Below are 18,827 nucleotides of genomic sequence, written 5' to 3'. Positions count from 1 at the left end.
TCACCGGAACAGCAGCACCGACATCTGACCTGAACGGATCATCTGGGTCGTCGTGCTGCCGACCAGCATGTTGCGCAGCGGGCTGTGGCCGTACGCGCCCATCACAAACAGGTCGATCGCCCGTTCGCGTGCCACCTGTTGCAAGACCGCGTCGGGCGAACCCTCGCGCTGGATGGCCTTGACCCCGACGCGACCGGTAAACTGCGTCTGGGCCCAGTCGATATGCGCAGCGTTGCGGTCAGTATAGCCGCCCACCAGCACGACATCGATATCCAGTCCGCCAAACAGCGGCGAAGTAGAGACATATTCGAGAGCCTTGCGGCTGGAGGGTCCGCCATCAAAGGCAATGGCGATCCGTTGCGGCTGCTTGAATACCCGGGTGGCGACCAGCACCGGCTTCTGGCTTTGCCGGACCACGCGCTCGACCTTGCTGCCCAGATGGCCCTTGGCGAAATTGGCCTGGGCGCCGCGCTTGCCGATGATGACGATATCGCTGAACACCTCGCGCTCGGTGATCGTCTCTACGATGCCACCCTCGCGCTGGGTAGTCTCAACCCGCGTGATGCCGAGCGCCCGCAACTGCTCGACGGCCGCCTGCAGCAACAGCGCGCCCTGCCGTTCTGCGAGATGACCTTCGGCGACCTTGAGCGAGAGGATTTCATCGAGCAGCCCCGGCTTGCTCGCCAGATCCATGGTCTCGCCGAGCTCCTGACGCACATCCGCCGCGTCGTTGCGCTGGATCACGTGCAGCAATTCGACCGTGGCATCCAGACGCGAGGCCGCCCAGGCGGCGTGCTCGCACACGGTCTGCGAGTAATGCGATACGTCGAGGCATCCCAGCAGGCGTTTCATGTCTCTCTCCTGTCATATTTATCGTCTGGCAGCATAGGGGCGTGCAGATGACTCCTTCATGACCTGCCAGTTACCCAACGGTCAGGCACCGCGGTTGTTGCAACGCCGGGTCAGGTGACGCGGGCCGGCGCCGTGTATTCGGGGCGCTGCCAACGTCCATCGGCGAGGATCGCGGCGAGCCGGTCCACCGCCATCCAGACGTCGACGAAACCGAGATACAACGGGGTGAGCCCCAGCCGCAGCACATCGGGCGCGCGGAAATCCCCGATCACCCCGGCATCGATCAGGGCACGGTTGATCGGCCAGGCAGACGGATGAACGAAGCTTGCATGGCTGCCGCGCAGATCGGCCCGGGCCGGGGTGATCGGCGTGAGCTCCGGGCATCGGACGGCCATCAGCTGGATCAGGAAATCGAACAGCGCCTGCGACTTGGTCCACAAAGCATCGCGATCCGCCGCCAGCATCAGGTCGACCCCGCCTTCCAGCGCCAGCAGCGACAGCATAGGGGGTGTACCCGCCAGGAACCGCTCGATCCCAGGAGCCGGTGCGTACGCATCGGTCATCGCAAATGGCGCAGCATGACCCATCCAGCCCTGGATCGGCGAACCCAGGAATTCGAGCGCCTCACCCGCAACATAGAGGAACGCGGGCGCGCCGGGACCGCCGTTCAGATATTTGTAGCCGCAGCCGACGGCAAAACGCGCCGCGTCCGCCGCCATGTCCAAAGGCACCGCACCGACGCTGTGCGACAGGTCCCAGATCAGCGGCACGCTGTGCGCATCCGCTAGAGCCTGAATCGCCGCCATGTCGAACCGCTCGCCGCTCTTGTAATGCACATGGGTCAGCACGATCAGCGCGGTATCCGGACCGATCCGCTCGACGATGGCCTCGCGCGGCGCGGCGTCGAGCACCAGGTTATGCTGCGCAGCAATTCCTGCAGCAACATGGAGATCGGTGGGGAAGTTCCCGCTCTCGGTCAGGATCGTCTTTCCATGCCCGGGCCGGGCCGCGAGGATCGCGCCCATCAGCTTGTAGAGGTTCACCGTCACCGAATCGCAGGCGATCACTTCGCCCGGTGCCGCACCGATCAGACCGGCGATCTTGTCGCCGATACGGCGCGGCGCACCGATCCAGTCGGCATCGTTCCAGCTGCGGATCAGCCCCTCGCCCCATTGGTGCTCGGTCGCATCGCGCATCAGGTCGCGCGTGGCAGACGGCAGCGCGCCGAGCGAGTTTCCATCGAGATACACGACGCCGTCGGGCAGCGTGAAATACTCGCGCCAGGAGCGCAGGGGATCGGCGGCATCGCGCGCCTCGGCCTCGGCCAGCGAGGGATAGTCCATGCTCATGTCCGTCCCAGCAGTTGCTTGATCCGCGCCTTTTGCGCTGCCCAGCTGCGGCTGCTGGGCGCGATCAGCTCGACATGACCTTCGGGTCCGTGGACATGGTTTTCGACCGCAACGCCGCGCTTCTTCATATCGGCCGCATAGGTTTCGGCATATTCGGGCGGCGCGATCCGGTCCTTGTCGGTGTGGAACTGGATCTGCAGCGCCTTGCTCACCGGCATCTCGGGGGGCGAGGTCAGCGCGAACGCCTGACCCGCCATCTTGGCTGGTGCCTCGGTGCCGCAGGCATGGCCCTCGCGCTGCATCGCGGCGCGCAGATCGGCAATGCCCGCCTGGCTGATCGCGGCATCGATCCGCAAGGGGTTGGTCCCGCGCAAGGCCTCGCCTGCGGGCAGGGCCTGGCGAGCGGCCAGCCACAAGGCCAGATGCCCGCCCGCCGAATGGCCGATGGCGATGGTCGTGGCAAGATCGAGGTTCAGGGGCTTTGCCTGCGCCGCCAGCAGGTCCGCCGCCGCACCGATATCAAGATATGTGCCGGGATAGCCGCCGCCACGATCGACGCCGCGATACTCGATGTTCCACACCGCGATGCCGTCCTTGCGCAGATCATCGGCTATGTAGTTCATGATGTCGCGTGTTGCGATTTCGGTCTGCCAGCAGCCGCCGTGGATCATCACGACCACCGGATGCGGCCCTTTGCCCTTCGGCAGCCACAGATCGACGACCTGCAACGGGTCCTTGCCATAGGCGATGGTGCGATCCGCCCGGGGCGAAGGCTGAGAGAGCAGATCGGGCCATTGCATGATCGGCTTGTCTTCGCTCAGCATGGCCGCCACCTGCGATCCATCGACCAGCCGGATGCCGAGCAGCAGAACCGCCAGCGCCAGCGCACCCCATTTGATCGTCTGCACAATGCTTCCTCTCCGCTCGTTGCTCTGCCGTGCACCCATGCCCGCTCAGCCCGAGCCTGAAGGCCCCGCGCCGAGGTGGCACGGCTCGGCAAGGCCCACCTCAATAATCCTTCGATATCCGCACGTTCGCACTCTGGCGGCCGATAGTCGAGATCGATGACAGAAGCGACAGCCAGCGGGTGATCTGGAATTCCACCTGCGTCGCGGAATAGCCGCGCCCGTCGGTGACGATCTCGACATAGGTATTGCGCGTGATGTACTTGCCCGCCGCAATGCTGGTGCCCTGCCCGGTGGTCTGGTTGCCCTCGACAATGCGCAGCCTGTCGAGCCCGATCGCCCCGCGCAGCGCGTTGATCGGGTCGAGCCCGCCGCCCCCGCGCAGCGACGCAAGCGCCGCCGCCAATTGCACCGCTTCGGGCGCGGAGATATCGGTAATCGACGATCCGAACAGCAGCCGCGCCAGCAGCTCGTCTTCGGGCAGCGCAGGCGTGCTGGTAAAGCTGATCTCGGGGGCAAGGCCGGTACCGCGCACGTTGATCGTCGCATTGAGATCGGAGAGGTTCGCCGAGGCTGCAATGTCGAGCGACGGATTGGGCGGCGATTCCCCGCGAAAGTTGATCCGCCCGCGCTCGAGGTCGAAATCGCGGCCGGCAAATTCATATTCCCCGCGGATGAGGTCGGCCTGGCCGGTGATGCGCGGGGCATCGACCGTGCCGGTCAGCGTGACGTTCGCGCCCCATTCGCTGTTCAGCCCCAGCCCGGTCACAGTGAACTGGTTGGTGGCCCGCGCCTTGACATTGTAGCGCCAGATCGCGGGCCGCTGACGGCGCGGGGCCTCGTCGGCGCGGCGGTTGATCTCGCGCACGTTGATCACTGGCAACGCCTGTGCCGCGTTGAACTGGCCCAGGCGGAACCGTCCCCGGTTGAGCACGACATCGCCGCCCAGCGTTCCTGACAGCCCATCGGACGAGATATTGAGCGGGCCCGTGACGGTCGCGCCGAAATCGTCGCGGTTGACCAGCTGCGCGTTGCGCGCGTCCGCCTTGATCTCGACCGCCACGCCTTGCGAGGGAGAGGCAAACAGGCCGCCGTAGTCGACATAGCCCGATCCGGTGAGCGTGCCGTTGCTGCCCGCCTTGCCGCTGAACCGGCTCAGCGTCAGCCGCGACCCGTTGAACTGGCCGCGCGCTGCGATGTCGGTGATAACGGTACCCGACAATGTGCTTTCCAGCCGCGCAGTGCGGGTCGCGAGAATGCCGTTGATGCTGGGGTCGAGCAGGCTGCCCGAAAGGTCCGCCGCCACGCCGACCTGGCCGGTCACGTCGAACGCCTCGATCCCCAGCAACCGCCACAGCGAATCCGCCGGCCCGTTAAAGCGCAGCTGGCCTGCGAGCGCGCCGCGCTGCAGCCGACCGAACAGGTCGAAGCCCTGCGGCAGACCGCTGATCCGCGCCTGCGCACGGCCCACGGTCTTGTCCTGCTCGGCGATCACCGCCCGCACCGCCAGGGCATCGGCGGTGAGCGCCAGATTGGCGGCGATATCGACCGGGCGCGAGCTGGCGATGAGACCTGTGCGGGTAATGTTGTCGAGCTTCAGGCTGGCCTTGCCGGTGGGCACCCCGCCATCGGCCTGGCGATAGCTGAGCGTGCCCGACGCATTGCCGCCAAAGCCCAGCTCGCGCACCGCCACATCGAACAGCGCCAGCGGCACGGTGTTGAACTGCGCGCTGATGTCGGTCAGGCCGCCGCCCAGCCGTCCCTGCGCGCCGATGCGTCCGCGCCCGACGCGCAGCACCGCAGGCGCCAGTCGCCAGCCGCCATCGTCCAGCTTCGTGAACCGCGCCGGGCGCACCAGCCGCAGCCGACGGTTGCCATACTGACCATTGCCCGCCAGCGTCACCGCGGTGCTGCTAATCTGCGCGCTGGTCTGGAGCTCGAAGTTGCTGCCCCGACGTCCCGCGACCGAGGCGGTGATCCTGCCCTCGCCGTTGACGAGATTGGCATTGGCAGCAAGGCGGCCGATGAACAGCGGCCCGCGCCCGATGCCCTGCGCGCGGACATTGCCGGTAATGGTGCTGCGCCCCTCGGCGATCAACGCGTCGATCTCTGCCGTTCCCCGGTTGATCGTGATCGGCACGTCGCCATCGAACCGCGCATTGGCAAGGTCGAACAGCGCCTTGACGCCCTGCCCGCCGGTGCGCGGATCGAGCGTGACATCGCCGGTGATCCCGCCACCCGACACATTGAGTGCGCCTTCGATCCCGGCGCTGGTGGCATAGATGTTTCCGGCGAACAGCGCGCGAGAGACCGTGAAGCGTTCAATCTCGATCAACGTGCGCCCGGCCTCGCGCGCAAAGATCCGCGTCGCGCCTTCGAGAGGCCCCAAAGCCGACTGGCCGGTGACATCGACCGAAAACCCATCGGGCACGGTGCCCAATGCCAGCTTCAGATCGCGCACGCCCAGCGCAGGCAACGGCTCTTCGAGAGTGAGCACCGCGCGCGTGTCGCCGCGGATGGAATCGGCGGTGACGTCGAGCGCGCCATAATCGCGGTGCCGCCCGCTGGCGCGCAGCACGATGCGGCCATCGGGCTCGACCCGCCCGCCGCCGATCAGCGCCAGCTTCTGCGCCGCCAGGCTTGCATCGCGCAGCACCAATGGCTGGCCCGCGCCATAGCTGAACTTGCTGGCAAAGCGCGGCGAGGGCCCGATCAGCGTCACCACGGTCTGGTTGACCACCCGGCGCATCAGGACGCGGACATCACCCAGCAGGTCCCACCCCGCACCGCCGCCAAAGGCCAGCCTGACATTGGCGTCGACATCGGCCTCGCCGACATTCTCGACCCCAAAGGCGGGCAGCCGCACATCGGCCACCGCCAGATAGCGTCCGCGCGCGCTGCTGCCCGAAAGCTGCACCAGTGCCACCAGGCTGTTGCTGACCAGACGAATGGGATCGCTGCTCAGCACACCATCGCGCATCCGCACCATGCCCTCGCCGCGCAGGCCTGTCGCCAGGCGGTCGCCATAGGCATTGCCGGTGGTGATGCGACCTGCGCTGATCTTGACCGGGATCTGGAAATCGTCACCCGAGCGGGTGACCGTTCCCTCTGCCAATAAGCGATCGGCGCTGATCTGGGCCAGCGCAACCCGGTCGGCAGACAGCCGATAGGGCGCCTCGAGATCGGTGAAGCTGCCGTCCAGCGTGACCGAGCCGCGCAGATTGCGAGCATCCAGACCGGGTGCCAGTCGCTGTGGCCGCGTGAGCTCGGCAAGGAGCCGAACATTGTCGAAGCGGTTTTCGCCGAGATCGATCGCGCCTTTGGCACTGACCGTTCCCGCCTCGACGGCCAGCGCCGCGACACCCGAGACCACCCGCGCATCGAGCGTCCCGCGAGCGAACACGCCGACAGACGGTCCCAAGGCCCGCGCAAGAGCGTCTCCGGCCAGGGGCTGCGGGCGGACAAAGCCGCGCACTCGCACCTGCCCCTCGCGCTGGTCGATGCCGAGCGAGGCCAGCTGCGCCTGCCCCAGCCGCGCGTTCAGCCTTCCTTCCCAGAAATCCCAGTCACCGCGCCCCTTGATCGATGCCGCCATGTCCTGCGTCAGCCCGGCGAGCGCAGCGATTGCGCCGCCAGCGGGGGCGGTGACATCGCCATCGATCATCAGGCGGTTCTGATCGGGCATCGCGTCGATCTTGACCGCCAGCCGGTCGCTGCCATCGGCCAGCGCAGCCTGCGCATCGACCAGCACCCGGCCCGATCGGATATCGACCTTGCCCGCGATGTTGGCGACGCGGCGAGCCCCCGCTATCCCTTGGCGGATGACCAGCCCATCGGCGCGCAGACGGTCGATGCGGATATCGAACGCGGGCAGCAGCGGATCATCGGGATCACCCGGGTTGAGCTCGGGCAGGCTGCGCAGTTCGCCGCGCCGGATCACCAGATCGCGGATATCGAGGCGATTGCGGATAAAGGCGAAGGGACGCCAATCGAGATCGACCGTGGACGCCGTGAAGAACACCCGCTTGGTATCGCGCAGTTCCACCCCGCGCAGTACCGCCTTGCCATAGATCGATCCCTCGATCCGCGCGACGCGCAGGCTGAGCCCGGATTTGAGCGGGTAGCCGGCAATCTGCTCGGCCACGAACCGGCGGCCAGGACCGGTGTCCAGTCCGAAAAGGATCGCAGCGAAAAGCGCGATAATCGCCAGCACCAAAAGACCCAGTCCGCGCAGCCAGCGCCCCCGGGGCCTGTGCGGCGCAGCCAGAGGCGGGTCGTTCTGCGGGGCCTCAGGCGGCGCAGCATCCTCGGGGGTGGAAATCGGCTCGTCCGGCATCAGAACGCCTGCCCCAGCGAGATATAGATGCCGATGCGGCTATCCCCGGTCTGCCGGTTAAGCGGGGTGCCGACATCCAGCCGCAACGGCCCGAAATTGCTGTAGTACCGCACCCCGATCCCGGCGCCGTAGCGCATGCCGCTGAGGTCGGGCGTGCTGCCTGCATAGACGTTACCCGCATCGAAGAACGGCACGACGCCGAAATCGCCGAAACGCACACGCGCCTCCAGCGAGAATTCAGCAAGGCCATTGCCGCCGATGGGATCATCATTGCCATCGCGCGGGCCGATGCGCTGGAAGCCATAGCCCCGCACCGATCCACCGCCGCCTGCATAGAAGCGCCGCGATGGCGCGATGTCGAAGCGGTCGGCGCCGAACGTACTGCCCAGCCGCACCCTGCCGGCCATCACGATATTGTCGGCCACCGGCTGGTAATAGCTGCCATCCAGCTGCAGACGGGCATAACCCCGGCTGCCCGATTGCAGCGAATATTCGGGCGACAGACGCCCGCCGAGCCTGAACCCCCGGGTCGGGTTGAGCAGGTCGTCGCTGCCGTCATAAGTCAACGAGGTCGGTAGCGCGGCGATGAAGAAGGTGCGGCGCGCCCCGCCCACGATGCGGGCACGGCTGTCGCGTTCGTCGGACAGCACGAGCTCCGCGCCGACCGACCATGTCCATTTCTTCTGGAAGATGAGGTTGGTCTGCCGTTCCAGCGATGCCCCCACCAGGAAGGTCCGTGCCTCGAAGGCGTCGCGATTGGTATTGCTCGCCAGAACCTGCGCGGTCAGCACGCGGTCGCGCTTCATGAAATTGTTGCGCCGGAATACCAGGTTGACCAGCTGCTCCTGCGTACCGCCCACCGCCCGGGCCCGCACCAGCCCTTCGGGCGGGAAGAGGTTGCGGTGCTCCCAGCTGACCTCGGCGCGATAGCCTTCGCCGGTTCCATAGCCGATTTCGCCTGCGATGGTGCGCAAGGGGGCGGCCACGGTCTCGACCGTGATGTCCACCCTGCCTGGCTCGGTCCCGACCGGATCGCTGGCCGACACCGGCGTCAGCGTCACCGTCGAAACCAGCCCTGTCGCCAGGATCGCCCGGCGCAGGTCGTCGACATCCGACGCCTGGAAGATATCGCCGCTTTCGAACCGAGCGATCCGCTCCAGATGCCGCGAACCGAACAGGCCGTCGTCATCGGCAATGATACCGCCAAAGCGGTACTGCCCGCCCGGCGTCACCGGCACGGTGAGCGCGCCGCTGCGCAGATCGTGATCGATCAGCAGATCAGGCTCGCCGGTCTGGGCAAAGGGAAAGCCGGTTTCCAGCAAATGGGTCAGAACGCCCAGCCTGCCCGCGACGACCCTGTCCGAATTGGCCGGATCCCCGACCTTCATCGCAAAGGCTTCGCGTGCCGCCGGCACGTTGACTCCGACCGCATCGAGCCCGGCCAGATCGATCGCGCTCAACCGGTAGATCGGCCCGGTGGTGATGTCGAAGTTCAGCGCGACCCGCTGCTGACCTTCGATCCGCGCGACCGAGTTGCGCACCTCGCCGTCGTAAAACCCGTAGACTCGCAGCATGTTGAGCAGCAGATCGTTGTCGTCGCGCGCACGGCGGTTGACCTGTGCCAGATTGGCATCATCATCCGCCAGTCGCTCCAGCGTCGACAGTGCCTCGAACCGCTCGCGAAACGCGTTCTGGTCCAGTTCGGCCAAAGCCTCGGACGGCACGAACTGCACCCTGACCTGATAGTTGACGTCGCCATCGTCGATCTCGCGCAGCGCCTGGCGTTCGGCGCGACGCTGGGCGCGTTCAGCCTGCCGGTCAGCACGCCGGGTGCCAGCCTCCCCATCGTCTTCGGCGAGCAAGGCGTCGTCCTCGACCGGCGATGCGGCCGTGGCGATGCCATCGCGCACATCATCGACCGTACCCGCAACGCCGTCGGTGGTCGCGCTGTCGGATGCGTCGGCAGCCTGGGTTTCGGCGGGCAATACATCGTCACCGGCAAATTCGCCCGGCCATGGCGGTATATCGCCACCTTCAGGCCAGTCGACCTCCATGCCGGGCAACTGGTCTAGCGGTGCCAGCGGATCGATATCGAGCGGATCGGCAGCCTGCGGTTCCTGACCGGCGACGGCTGCGTCCGGAGCAATCGGCGGCGATGGCGACGGTTCCGGTTGGGTGGGGGACGCGGGAGATATGGGGACCTGCTGCGCGAAGGCCGGGCACGATAGTGCAGACCCTGCAAGCAGCATGGCCAGTGTCCCTGCTGTCGTCAGGCGCGCGCGATCAGCCAGACTCATCAAACCCATATGCTTGTCACGCAGGCGAGTTCCTGCGCGTCGATCAATTTTGTCTAGGCGGGGGTGCCATCGCGTTCAAGATCGAAAGCATGCCAGCCATCGGGGCCAAGCAGTTCCAACGGCTGGTATTTCACCTTGTACTGCATCCGCGGCGAAGATTTTACCCAATAGCCGAGGTACACATAGGGCAGCCGCGCACGCGCCGCCCGCTGGATATGGTCCATGATGATGTAATTGCCCAAGCCCCGCCGTGCCGGGTGATTGGGCTCGTAGAAGCTGTAGATCATCGACAGGCCGTCGCCCTGCTGGTCGGTCAGGCACGCGCCCACCAGCTTGCCGGCGCTGCCATCGGGATTGGGCTCGCGATATTCGATGACATAGCTGCGCACCGGCGTGTGCTCGACCATGTCGGCATAATCCATGTCGTCCATGTCGGACATTCCGCCACCGGGGTGCCGCGTCTTCAGATAGCGGCGCAGCAGGTCATATTGCTCCTGCGTCGACCAGGGCCTGCAGGCCGAGACGATGAGGTCGCTGTTGCGCTTGAGCACCTTGCGCTGGTTGGCCGAAGGAACGAACTGGTCGGCGACCACGCGCACCGAGACACAGGCGCGACAGTCAAGACAGCTGGGCCGATAGGCGACGTTCTGGCTGCGGCGAAAGCCGATGCGGCTCAGCGCGTCGTTGAGCTCATCGGCATGCGGGCCGCTCAGTTCGGTGAACACCTTGCGCTCGCTCTTGCCCGGAAGATAGGGGCATGGGCCGGGGTTGGTCACGAAGAAACGGGGAAAGCGTGCCGGTGCGCTCACGGGTGGAACGGTCCTTGTCCAAAGTGCCTGAGATGCGGGTGATGGCCCTGTCGCCGGTATGATCGACAATGCCCGCCCCCGCCAAGCCGGTTAACCAACTTTCGTGGTTAAGCCGCGCCAAGTCGAGTCAATTTGGCGGCGAACCGTCTGTCGTTGTGGATAAACGAAGGATTCATGCTGAATCGTCAGGATAACCGCCAGGCCCCGGCCTAGAGTGCGCCGGATCAGGCGACCTCGACCAGGCCCACGTCGTAGCCGCTGGCCTTGAGCGAGGTGATCAGCGCCTCGAGCTGGCCGCGGTCGCGCGCCTCGCATTCGATATCGGTGATCAGCCCCTTGGCCGGCAGGTTGGTGAAGACGCGCTGGTGATAGATCTCGATGATATTGACCTGATGCGCATCGAACTGGCGCATCACCTTGAACAGCGCGCCGGGACGATCCTGCAGCGCAATGCGCAGGCGAGCGAGCCGGCCCGAGCGCGCCAGATCGCGCAGCAGCACGTTGGCGAGCAGCCGCGTGTCGATATTGCCGCCGCACAGCACGACGCCGACCGTCTGCCCTGCAAAGCGCTGCGGTTCGGCGAGTAGCGCGGCAAGGCCAGCGGCGCCTGCGCCTTCAGCCACGGTCTTTTCGATCTGCAGCAGCAGGCTGACAGCGGTCTCCAGCTGCGGTTCGGTGACCAGCACGATGTCGTCGGCCAGCGCACGCACGATCTCGCGGGTGAATTCGCCAGGCTGCTTCACCGCGATGCCTTCGGCCAGCGTATCGCCCTCGCAAGGATACTGCGTGCCCTTCACCGTATTGTACATGCTGGGGTAGAGCTGCGCCTGCACGCCGGTCAGCCTGATGTCGGGCTTGAGCGCACGCGCGGCCGTCCCCATGCCGGAGAACAGCCCGCCGCCGCCGATCGGGATGACGAAATGATCGATCTCGGGCGCGTCCTCAAGCATCTCGATCGCGACCGTCCCCTGCCCCGCCGCGATCACCGGATCGTCGAACGGGTGGACGAAGGTCAGGCCTTCGGTGATCTCGAGTTCGCGCGCATGCGCATAGGCATCGTCGTATTTCTCGCCGAACAGAATGACCTTGCCGCCATTCGCCTCGGTCTGCTGCACCTTGATGGTGGGCGTCGGCTTGGGCATCACGATGGTGACCGGAACCCCCAGCCGGGTACCGTGCCAGGCGAGACCCTGCGCGTGGTTGCCGGCCGATGCGGCGATCACGCCCTTGGCCTTGGCCTCGTCGGTCATCTGCGACAGGAAGTTGAGCGCGCCGCGCTCCTTGTACGCCGCCGTGAACTGCAGGTTCTCGAACTTCAGATACACCGTCGCCCCGGTAATCGCGGACAGCGTCCGGCTGACAAGCGTGGGGGTGCGGACGATCGATCCTGCGATGCGGGCATGCGCAGCACGGATATCGTCTAGGGTGAGGCGGTCGGTGGGACTGGTCATATCGGCTGCGGCCCCTAACCGATATGGCGCTGATTGAAAACATCCGTTAAGGCACCGCCATGGCAAATATAGCATTTATCGGCATCGGCGTGATGGGCGGCCCCATGGCTCGCCATCTGGGCAACAACGGACATTCGCTGGCGCTTTACAACCGCAGCCCAGGCAAGGTGCAGGGCTGGCTGGATGCCAACCCGCATCTGGCGAGCCAGGTGCGCGTCGCTGCGACCCCGGCAGAAGCGGCCGAGGGCATGGATGCGGTGATCACCTGCGTAGGCAATGACGATGACCTGGCGCAGGTCATCATGGGGCGCCAGGGCGCGTTCATGACTTTGCCCAAAGGCGCGGTATTCATCGACCATACCACGGTGTCCGCGACCATTGCCCGGCAGATTTCGGTCGAAGGCCGCGCCAAGGGAATCCTGTGCGTCGATGCCCCGGTGACCGGCGGCCAGGCGGGGGCCGAAAACGGCACGCTCGCCATCATGTGCGGCGGCAAGACCGATGCGGTCGAGGCCGCTCGGCCGATCATCAAGAGCTATTCCTCGCGCATCGTCCATGTCGGCGGGCCTGGCGATGGCCAGACCACCAAGATGGTCAACCAGATCTGCATCGCCGGCGTTCTGGGCGGATTGAGCGAAGCGATGCGCTTTGCCCAGACCAGCCGGCTCGATCTCGACAAGGTCTTCTCCGCGATCTCCGGCGGCGCAGCGCAAAGCTGGCAGATGGACAACCGCTGGAAGACCATGTCGGAGGACAGCTTCGACTTCGGCTTTGCGATCGACTGGATGCGCAAGGACCTGGGTCTGGCGCTCGACGAAGCGCGCAACAACGGCGCATCGCTGCCCGTGGCGGCCCTGCTGGACCAGTTCTTTGCCGAGGCCCAGCACCTGGGTGCCGGCCGCCAGGATACCAGCGCCCTTATTCGGAGACTTCCGCGCAAATGATCGCCAGAACCTTTTCGCGCGGGTTGGCGCTTGCCGCTGCATGGCTTGCCAGCGCCGCCATCCCCGCCTGGGCCGACGGCCTGATCGACAATGTCAACGGCATGACCCTGGACGCCAAGGGCAAGGTGGTGAACTTCACCGGGCTGGTCATCGACAATGACGGCAAGGTCAAGGCGCTGCTCGAGCGGCGCGACAAGCGGCCCGAAAAGCTCGATTACAAGCTCGACGGCGACGGCCGCACCTTGATGCCCGGGATCATCGATGCGCATGGCCATGTCATGGGGCTGGGCTTTTCGCTGCTGACGCTCGATCTGTCCGGCACGCGCTCGCTCGAAGAGGCGCTGGGCCTGATCAAGGCCTATGCCGATGAGAACCCCAGCCGCCCCTGGATCATCGGGCGCGGATGGAACCAGGAAAAATGGGGCCTGGGCCGCTTCCCGACCGCCGCCGATCTTGACGCTGTCGTTCCCGACCGTCCGGTCTGGCTGGAGCGCGTCGATGGCCATGCCGGATGGGCGAACACGGCTGCGATGCAGGCCGCCGGGGTCAAGCCCGATGCCAAGGATCCCCCCGGAGGCCGGGTCGAGCGGATCGGCGGTAAGCCTGCGGGCGTCTTCGTCGATGCTGCCGAAGCCCTGGTCTCCAAAGCCGTGCCGCCGCCGCGCGCGGTCGATCGCGACGCCGCCCTGATCGCTGCGCAGAAGCATCTGCTGGCGCTGGGCATCACCGGCATCGCCGACATGGGCACGACCATTGACGACTGGCAGGCCTATCGCCGCGCGGGCGACGAACAGCGGCTCTATGTCCGCATCATGGCTTATGCCGGCGGCATTGATGCGATGGTCGCGATCGCAGGGCCGCGCCCGACGCCTTGGCTGTACGACGACCGTCTGCGATTGAACGGCGTGAAGCTGTATCTCGATGGCGCGCTGGGTTCGCGCGGAGCGCTGCTCAAGGCGGACTATGCCGACAAGCCCGGCGAGCGCGGCCTGGCCTTTGTCAACGACACCCAGCTGCTCAACATGATGAGCCGCGCGGCGATGGACGATTTCCAGATCGCCGCGCACGCCATCGGCGACGGTGCCAACGCGCAGGTACTCTCGGCGATCGAGGAACTGGCCAAGGATTACAAGGGCGATCGCCGCTGGCGGGTCGAGCATGCGCAGATCATCGATCCCGTCGACATTCCGCGCTTTGCCAAGAATGGCATTATCGCCTCGATGCAGCCGGTGCACCAGATTTCCGACCGGCTGATGGCCGAAGCCAGGCTGGGCCCTGCCCGGCTGGCCGGAGCCTATGCCTGGAAGACGCTGACCACGGCGGGCGTTCCGATTGCGTTCGGGTCCGACACGCCGGTGGAATCGCCTGACCCGTTTGCGGGCCTGGCCGCCGCGATCACGCGCGAGGGCGCCGATGGCCAGCCCTTTGGTGGCTGGCAACCGCAAGAGCGGCTGGGGCGCGTCGAGGCGATCGATGCCTTCACCCGCGGCGCGGCCTATGCGGGCTTTGCCGAAGAGCGGTTCGGCACGCTGACGCCGGGAATGCGGGCGGATTTCATCCTGCTCGATATCGATCCCCTGCTCAGCACGCCTGGCGATCTGCGCAATGCCAAGGTGGTGGAAACCTGGGTGGGCGGTATCCGCAGGTACCAGCAGGGCGGCGGCCGCTGAAGCCAGTTCAAGGCCGACAGTAACCAATCGGAAAGCATTCGTTGCCCGCATGCAACAGCTTGCGACAAAAGCTTTTTTGCGGTGGTTCGAGGCGCAAATCTGGCTTGCACGGGGGGAACTTTCCGCCTAGTTGGGCATTGAGCGTCGGGAAGAGCTCGTAAAACACTCTTTTCGCAACGGGTTGCAACGTCTTGAATTTCAATGATTTAAGGCTTCGAACTAAAGACGTGACGGAGGTTAATATGAAGAATCGTTTTGCAGTGGCCGCTCTGGCCGCACTCACCGTCGTAGCGACGCCGGTTATGGCTCAGGCCGTCAACCAGCGCGTTTCGGCGACCACTGAAGAAGACAGCGAAGCTGCTGGCGGCACCGGAATCATCATCGGTATCGTGGCTGCTGCTGCCGTCATCGGCGGCATCGTGATCGCTGCCGACCAGGACAGCGACACCCCGACCAGCCCCTGATTTCGATCAGGTTCAGGTCGGACCGCTCTGGTCCAACCCAATCAGGAAAACGGGGTCTTCGGGCCCCGTTTTTTTGTGCCTGCCGCCTGCGTTGAGACGTCGCCAGCGCGCCAGTCCATCCCTTGCAGCGCTCCTTGGATCGCAGCTGCGCAAAAAAATATTGTCGCCGCATTTTTTTTGCGGAACCAAATTTGCGCAAGGCGGTTTTCAATTCAGGACGACAGACCAAGCCCCCCCTCCAATGTCGTCCTAACAAACATGAGCCCGGGCGCGCGATCCTCCCCCCCTTCTCATCGCGCCCGGGCTTATATTGTTTGGGGACGCCGTGGGCTCCCCTTCTTCCATCGAATTCGCCAGCAAGACCCTTGCATCCTTCGCGGCAAATCCGCACAAGGTTCGCGTTCGGGTCGCTCCAACCTGTCGGCTGTGCTGATGCACGTTAAGGCCGATGACATACGGGGCTGTCGATGCGATCCGGTTCGGGCTTTGCACCTTTTTTCTCGTCATCATCGCTGACGCGGCCACAGGCCTTGATCGCGGCATGGCTGCTGGCCTCGCCAGTGGTGCCTGCCTGGTCCTTCGTCGCCGAAGCACCGCTGCTGGCAGCAGCCGCACAGACCGCAGCCCCCGCATCGTCTCCTCAGGCGCCGGCGAGCGCCGATGACGCCCGGCTGGCCAGGATGGCCGACGAAGTGATGGCGCTCCGCCGTTCGGGCGACCTTGCAGGCGCGCAGCGACTGGTTCAGACTCTGGTGACCGAGCGACGCCGTTTGAGCGGTCCCGATGCCCCCGAAACCTTTGCCGCGATCAACCTCGCAGCCGATCTCCTGCGCCAGCAGGGCCGCTTTGCCGATGCTGACCCGCTGATCCGCGAAGCGCGCGACGGGATGATCAGGCTGTTCGGCCCGGATGATGGCAACAGCGTCTCGATGACCACCAACCTTGCGGTTAATCTCGATGCGATGGGCCGCACCCGCGAAGCCGAGCCTCTGTTCCGGCAGGCGGTGGCCGGCTGGGAGAAGCTGTTCGGTCGCAAGACCCGCTACATCCTCCCACCGCTGAACGGCCTTGCCACCAACCTCATGATGCAGGGCCGGTTTGGCGAGGCCGAGACGCTGCTGCGCGAGGAGCTGGCGCTGCGCCGCGAACTCGATGGTGCAGACGATGCAGATACCATTTACGCCAAGATCGGCATCGGCAGCCTGTTTGCCGATCAGGGCCTGAACGCTGCTGCCGAACCGTGGATGGCCGAAGCCGTCGCCGATTTCCTGCGCACTCAGGGCGAGGCGGCTTATGACACGTTGAACGCCATGGGCCGGCTTGCGGTGGTGCTCAAGGACCAGCAGCGCTTTGACGAAGCGGAAAAGCTGCAGCGTCGCGTGATCGATGTGTCGACCAAGGCCTTTGGAGAGAAGTCCAGGGTGCGCATCGGCATGCTCAACGATCTGGGGCGCACCTATGAAGCCCAGTCGCAGTTCGACAAGGCCGAACCGCTCTACCGCGAGGCTCTGGAACTGGGGCGCGTGGTGCGCGGCCCAGAAGACCAGCAGACCTTGATCTACGAGGGCAATCTGGGCGCGGCATTGCTGTACCAACAGCGCTTTGCCGAGGCCGAACCGCTGATCCGCAAGACCCTGGCCGCGCGCACCAAACTGCTCGGCAAAAATCACCCACAGCGGCTCTACAGCCTCAACGATCTGGCCTTGTGCCTGTTCTTCCAGGGCCGTTATGCCGAGGCCAAGCCATTGTATGACGAGATCGTTCCGGCGTTCCAGCGGCAGCTGGGCCGCAACCATCCCTATACGCTGGCGGCAATGAACAACTCGAACATTGCCCTGCTCGGCCAACCCGGCAGCGAGGAAGAGGCCCTGGCGATGGCGCAACGGACCGTCGCGTCCTTGCGCGAACAGCGCGGCATCGTTGGCAAGACCCGCGGCCTCGCGCGCGACGGCCAGGCCCCGACCGAGAACGAGGCGTTCTACTTCACCACGCTGATGGATGCCGCATGGCAGCTGGGCGAAAAGCTGCCCGAGCGCCGCGCCGACATGTTCGTCTCTGCGATCGTCGCCGCGCAGGAGGCGATGGATGGCCCCGCTGGCCAGGCGGTGGCGGAATCGGCTGCGCGCGCCGCAGCGAACGCGGCAGGTGGCCTTGGCGAGAGCGTCCGCCAGCGCCGCGAACTCGCCGACCGATGGGCCGCGCTCGGCAGCGACCGCAATCTCGTGCTCGCATCGGGTGCGGCCGACAGCCCGCAGAAGCTGGCGGCTATCGACAGGGAGCGCGGCGCGATCGAGACACAGGTCGCGGCGATCGACACCAAGCTGAAGGCCGGCTTTCCGCAATATTACGATCTGGTCCAGCCACGCCCGCTCAATGGCAAGCAGGTCATCGATCTGATGGGACCCGATGAAGCGCTGCTGCTGGTGCTGCCTGCAACCTTCGGCACGCATGTCATTGCGGTGTCCGACAGCGGGGTGAACTGGAACCGGTCGCCGCTGAAGAAGCGCGAGGTCGATCTGCTCGTCCGCCGTCTGCTGTGGGATGTGGGCGCGAACGTCACCGTCGATGCGGTGGAGGATGCCGAATGGTCGAACGAAGGCGAAGGCGCCTATCCGTTCGATCGCAGAAGCGCGTTCGTGCTGTACGATCAGCTGATCGCGCCGGTGGCGGGCACGCTCGAGGGCAAGCGCCATGTCTTCATCGCAGCGGCCGGATCGCTCTCGTCGCTGCCGTTCGGCATGCTGGTTACTGAAAAGCCCGAGGGGGCCGATGGCGACCCCGCCAATCTGCGCGGAACCAAATGGTTCGGGGATGCGCATGCGCTGATCCAGATCCCCTCGCTGCAATCGCTGAAGTTCCTGCGCGACAAGCTGGCGTCCGCACCTGGCCAGCGCGGTGCGGCGAGCCGGCAGCCCTTCATGGGCTTTGGCGATCCGGTGCTCGATGGCGCCGTTGCCGTCCGCGGTGGCGGCGGACGCGGGGCATTCGTCAAGGGCCAGGGCCGCGATCCCCGGCGCGCCAGGCCGCAGGGGCTGGCCGCAGCGGATGTGTTCGCGGCCGGCACCACGCGCTCGGGCGGCGGCGTGGTCGATGTCGGTGCGCTGAAGCAGATGGCGCGGCTGCCCGGCACCGCGATCGAGCTGGCCGCCATGCGGACCGCACTCGGTGCCAGCCCCGCAAGCGTGATGACCGGCGCGCAGGCGACCGAGACCAACGTCCGCAAGGCCAGGCTTTTCGATGCGCGCATTCTGGCACTAGCGACGCATGGGCTGATGGCGGGCGAGATCGAGGGCGCGGCCGAGCCCGGGCTGGTCTTCACCCCGCCCGCCAAGCCGAGCGAGGCCGATGACGGGTTGCTCACCGCGTCTGAAGTTGCTGCGCTCAAGCTCGATGCCGATTGGGTGATCCTCTCGGCCTGCAACACCGCAGCGGGGGACGGGTCCGAAGGCGCACCCGGGCTGTCGGGCCTCGCCCGCGCGTTCTTCTATGCCGGGGCGCGCAACCTGCTCGCCTCGCACTGGCCGGTGCGCGATGACGTCGCGGCAAAGATGACGGTACGAACCATAGAGATCGCGCGCGACAACCCCAGCTTGTCGCGCGCCGAAGCCTTCGCCCAGGCGATGCGCGAGATCCGCAACGATGCCAGCCAGGACTCGGCGTCCGATACCCTTGCCCACCCCAATGCCTGGGCACCGTTCACGCTGATCGGCGACGGGGCGCGCTAGACGGCGGGGGCGCGGCGGGCTAATC

Annotated in this window: 11 protein-coding genes; 4 read left to right on the top strand and 7 right to left on the bottom strand. The window is 65.9% G+C overall.

The genetic code is table 11. The features are described from left to right. The 7 genes from LI72_RS01870 to LI72_RS01840 form a co-directional block, all read right to left on the bottom strand. The gene (locus tag LI72_RS01870; protein ID WP_033924135.1) at positions 1–852 is read right to left on the bottom strand and encodes a universal stress protein; all 852 of its coding nucleotides are present in this window, start codon (positions 850–852) and stop codon (positions 1–3) included. A gap of 110 nt (positions 853–962) precedes the next feature. Further along, positions 963–2,201, bottom strand: coding sequence for a kynureninase (locus LI72_RS01865; protein WP_033924134.1), 1,239 nt, complete (start codon positions 2,199–2,201; stop codon positions 963–965). Then, positions 2,198–3,109, bottom strand: coding sequence for an alpha/beta hydrolase family protein (locus LI72_RS01860; protein WP_231562328.1), 912 nt, complete (start codon positions 3,107–3,109; stop codon positions 2,198–2,200). Before LI72_RS01860 ends, LI72_RS01865 begins: the two co-directional genes overlap by 4 nt. A 100-nt stretch (positions 3,110–3,209) precedes the next feature. After that, positions 3,210–7,442 (bottom strand): translocation/assembly module TamB domain-containing protein, encoded by a 4,233-nt coding sequence (locus LI72_RS01855; RefSeq protein WP_052129393.1) that lies wholly within the window; start codon positions 7,440–7,442, stop codon positions 3,210–3,212. Further along, entirely contained in the window at positions 7,442–9,739 is a 2,298-nt protein-coding gene (locus LI72_RS01850) for a BamA/TamA family outer membrane protein (protein WP_231562327.1), read from the bottom strand. Before LI72_RS01850 ends, LI72_RS01855 begins: the two co-directional genes overlap by 1 nt. 53 nt (positions 9,740–9,792) lie before the next feature. Next, positions 9,793–10,548 carry an arginyltransferase gene (locus LI72_RS01845; protein ID WP_033924132.1) on the bottom strand — a complete coding sequence of 252 codons (756 nt, stop codon included), beginning with the start codon at positions 10,546–10,548 and terminating at the stop codon, positions 9,793–9,795. A 224-nt stretch (positions 10,549–10,772) separates the two neighbouring features. Then, a complete protein-coding gene (locus tag LI72_RS01840) occupies positions 10,773–11,999 on the bottom strand; it encodes a threonine ammonia-lyase (RefSeq protein ID WP_033924131.1) in 1,227 nt (408 codons plus the stop codon). A gap of 59 nt (positions 12,000–12,058) precedes the next feature. Between LI72_RS01840 and LI72_RS01835 the strand changes: the two genes are divergently transcribed. The 4 genes from LI72_RS01835 to LI72_RS01820 all read left to right on the top strand — a co-directional run bounded on the left by LI72_RS01835 (position 12,059) and on the right by LI72_RS01820 (position 18,802). Beyond that, the gene (locus LI72_RS01835; protein ID WP_033924130.1) at positions 12,059–12,943 is read left to right on the top strand and encodes an NAD(P)-dependent oxidoreductase; all 885 of its coding nucleotides are present in this window, start codon (positions 12,059–12,061) and stop codon (positions 12,941–12,943) included. Continuing rightward, entirely contained in the window at positions 12,940–14,613 is a 1,674-nt protein-coding gene (locus LI72_RS01830) for an amidohydrolase (RefSeq protein ID WP_052129392.1), read from the top strand. Before LI72_RS01835 ends, LI72_RS01830 begins: the two co-directional genes overlap by 4 nt. Positions 14,614–14,855: 242 nt before the next feature. After that, a complete protein-coding gene (locus tag LI72_RS01825) occupies positions 14,856–15,077 on the top strand; it encodes a hypothetical protein (RefSeq protein ID WP_033924129.1) in 222 nt (73 codons plus the stop codon). Positions 15,078–15,544: 467 nt separating this feature from the next. After that, complete coding sequence (locus LI72_RS01820; protein WP_081984517.1) at positions 15,545–18,802, top strand: CHAT domain-containing protein; 3,258 nt, start codon at positions 15,545–15,547, stop codon at positions 18,800–18,802. Positions 18,803–18,827 lie beyond the last annotated feature (25 nt).

Origin of the sequence: Sphingomonas sp. 35-24ZXX, from assembly GCF_000786215.1 — a bacterium.
Taxonomy (GTDB): domain Bacteria; phylum Pseudomonadota; class Alphaproteobacteria; order Sphingomonadales; family Sphingomonadaceae; genus Blastomonas.
The sequence above is the reverse complement of the archived record's forward strand: the minus strand, read 5'-3'. Positions and strand labels throughout refer to the sequence as shown.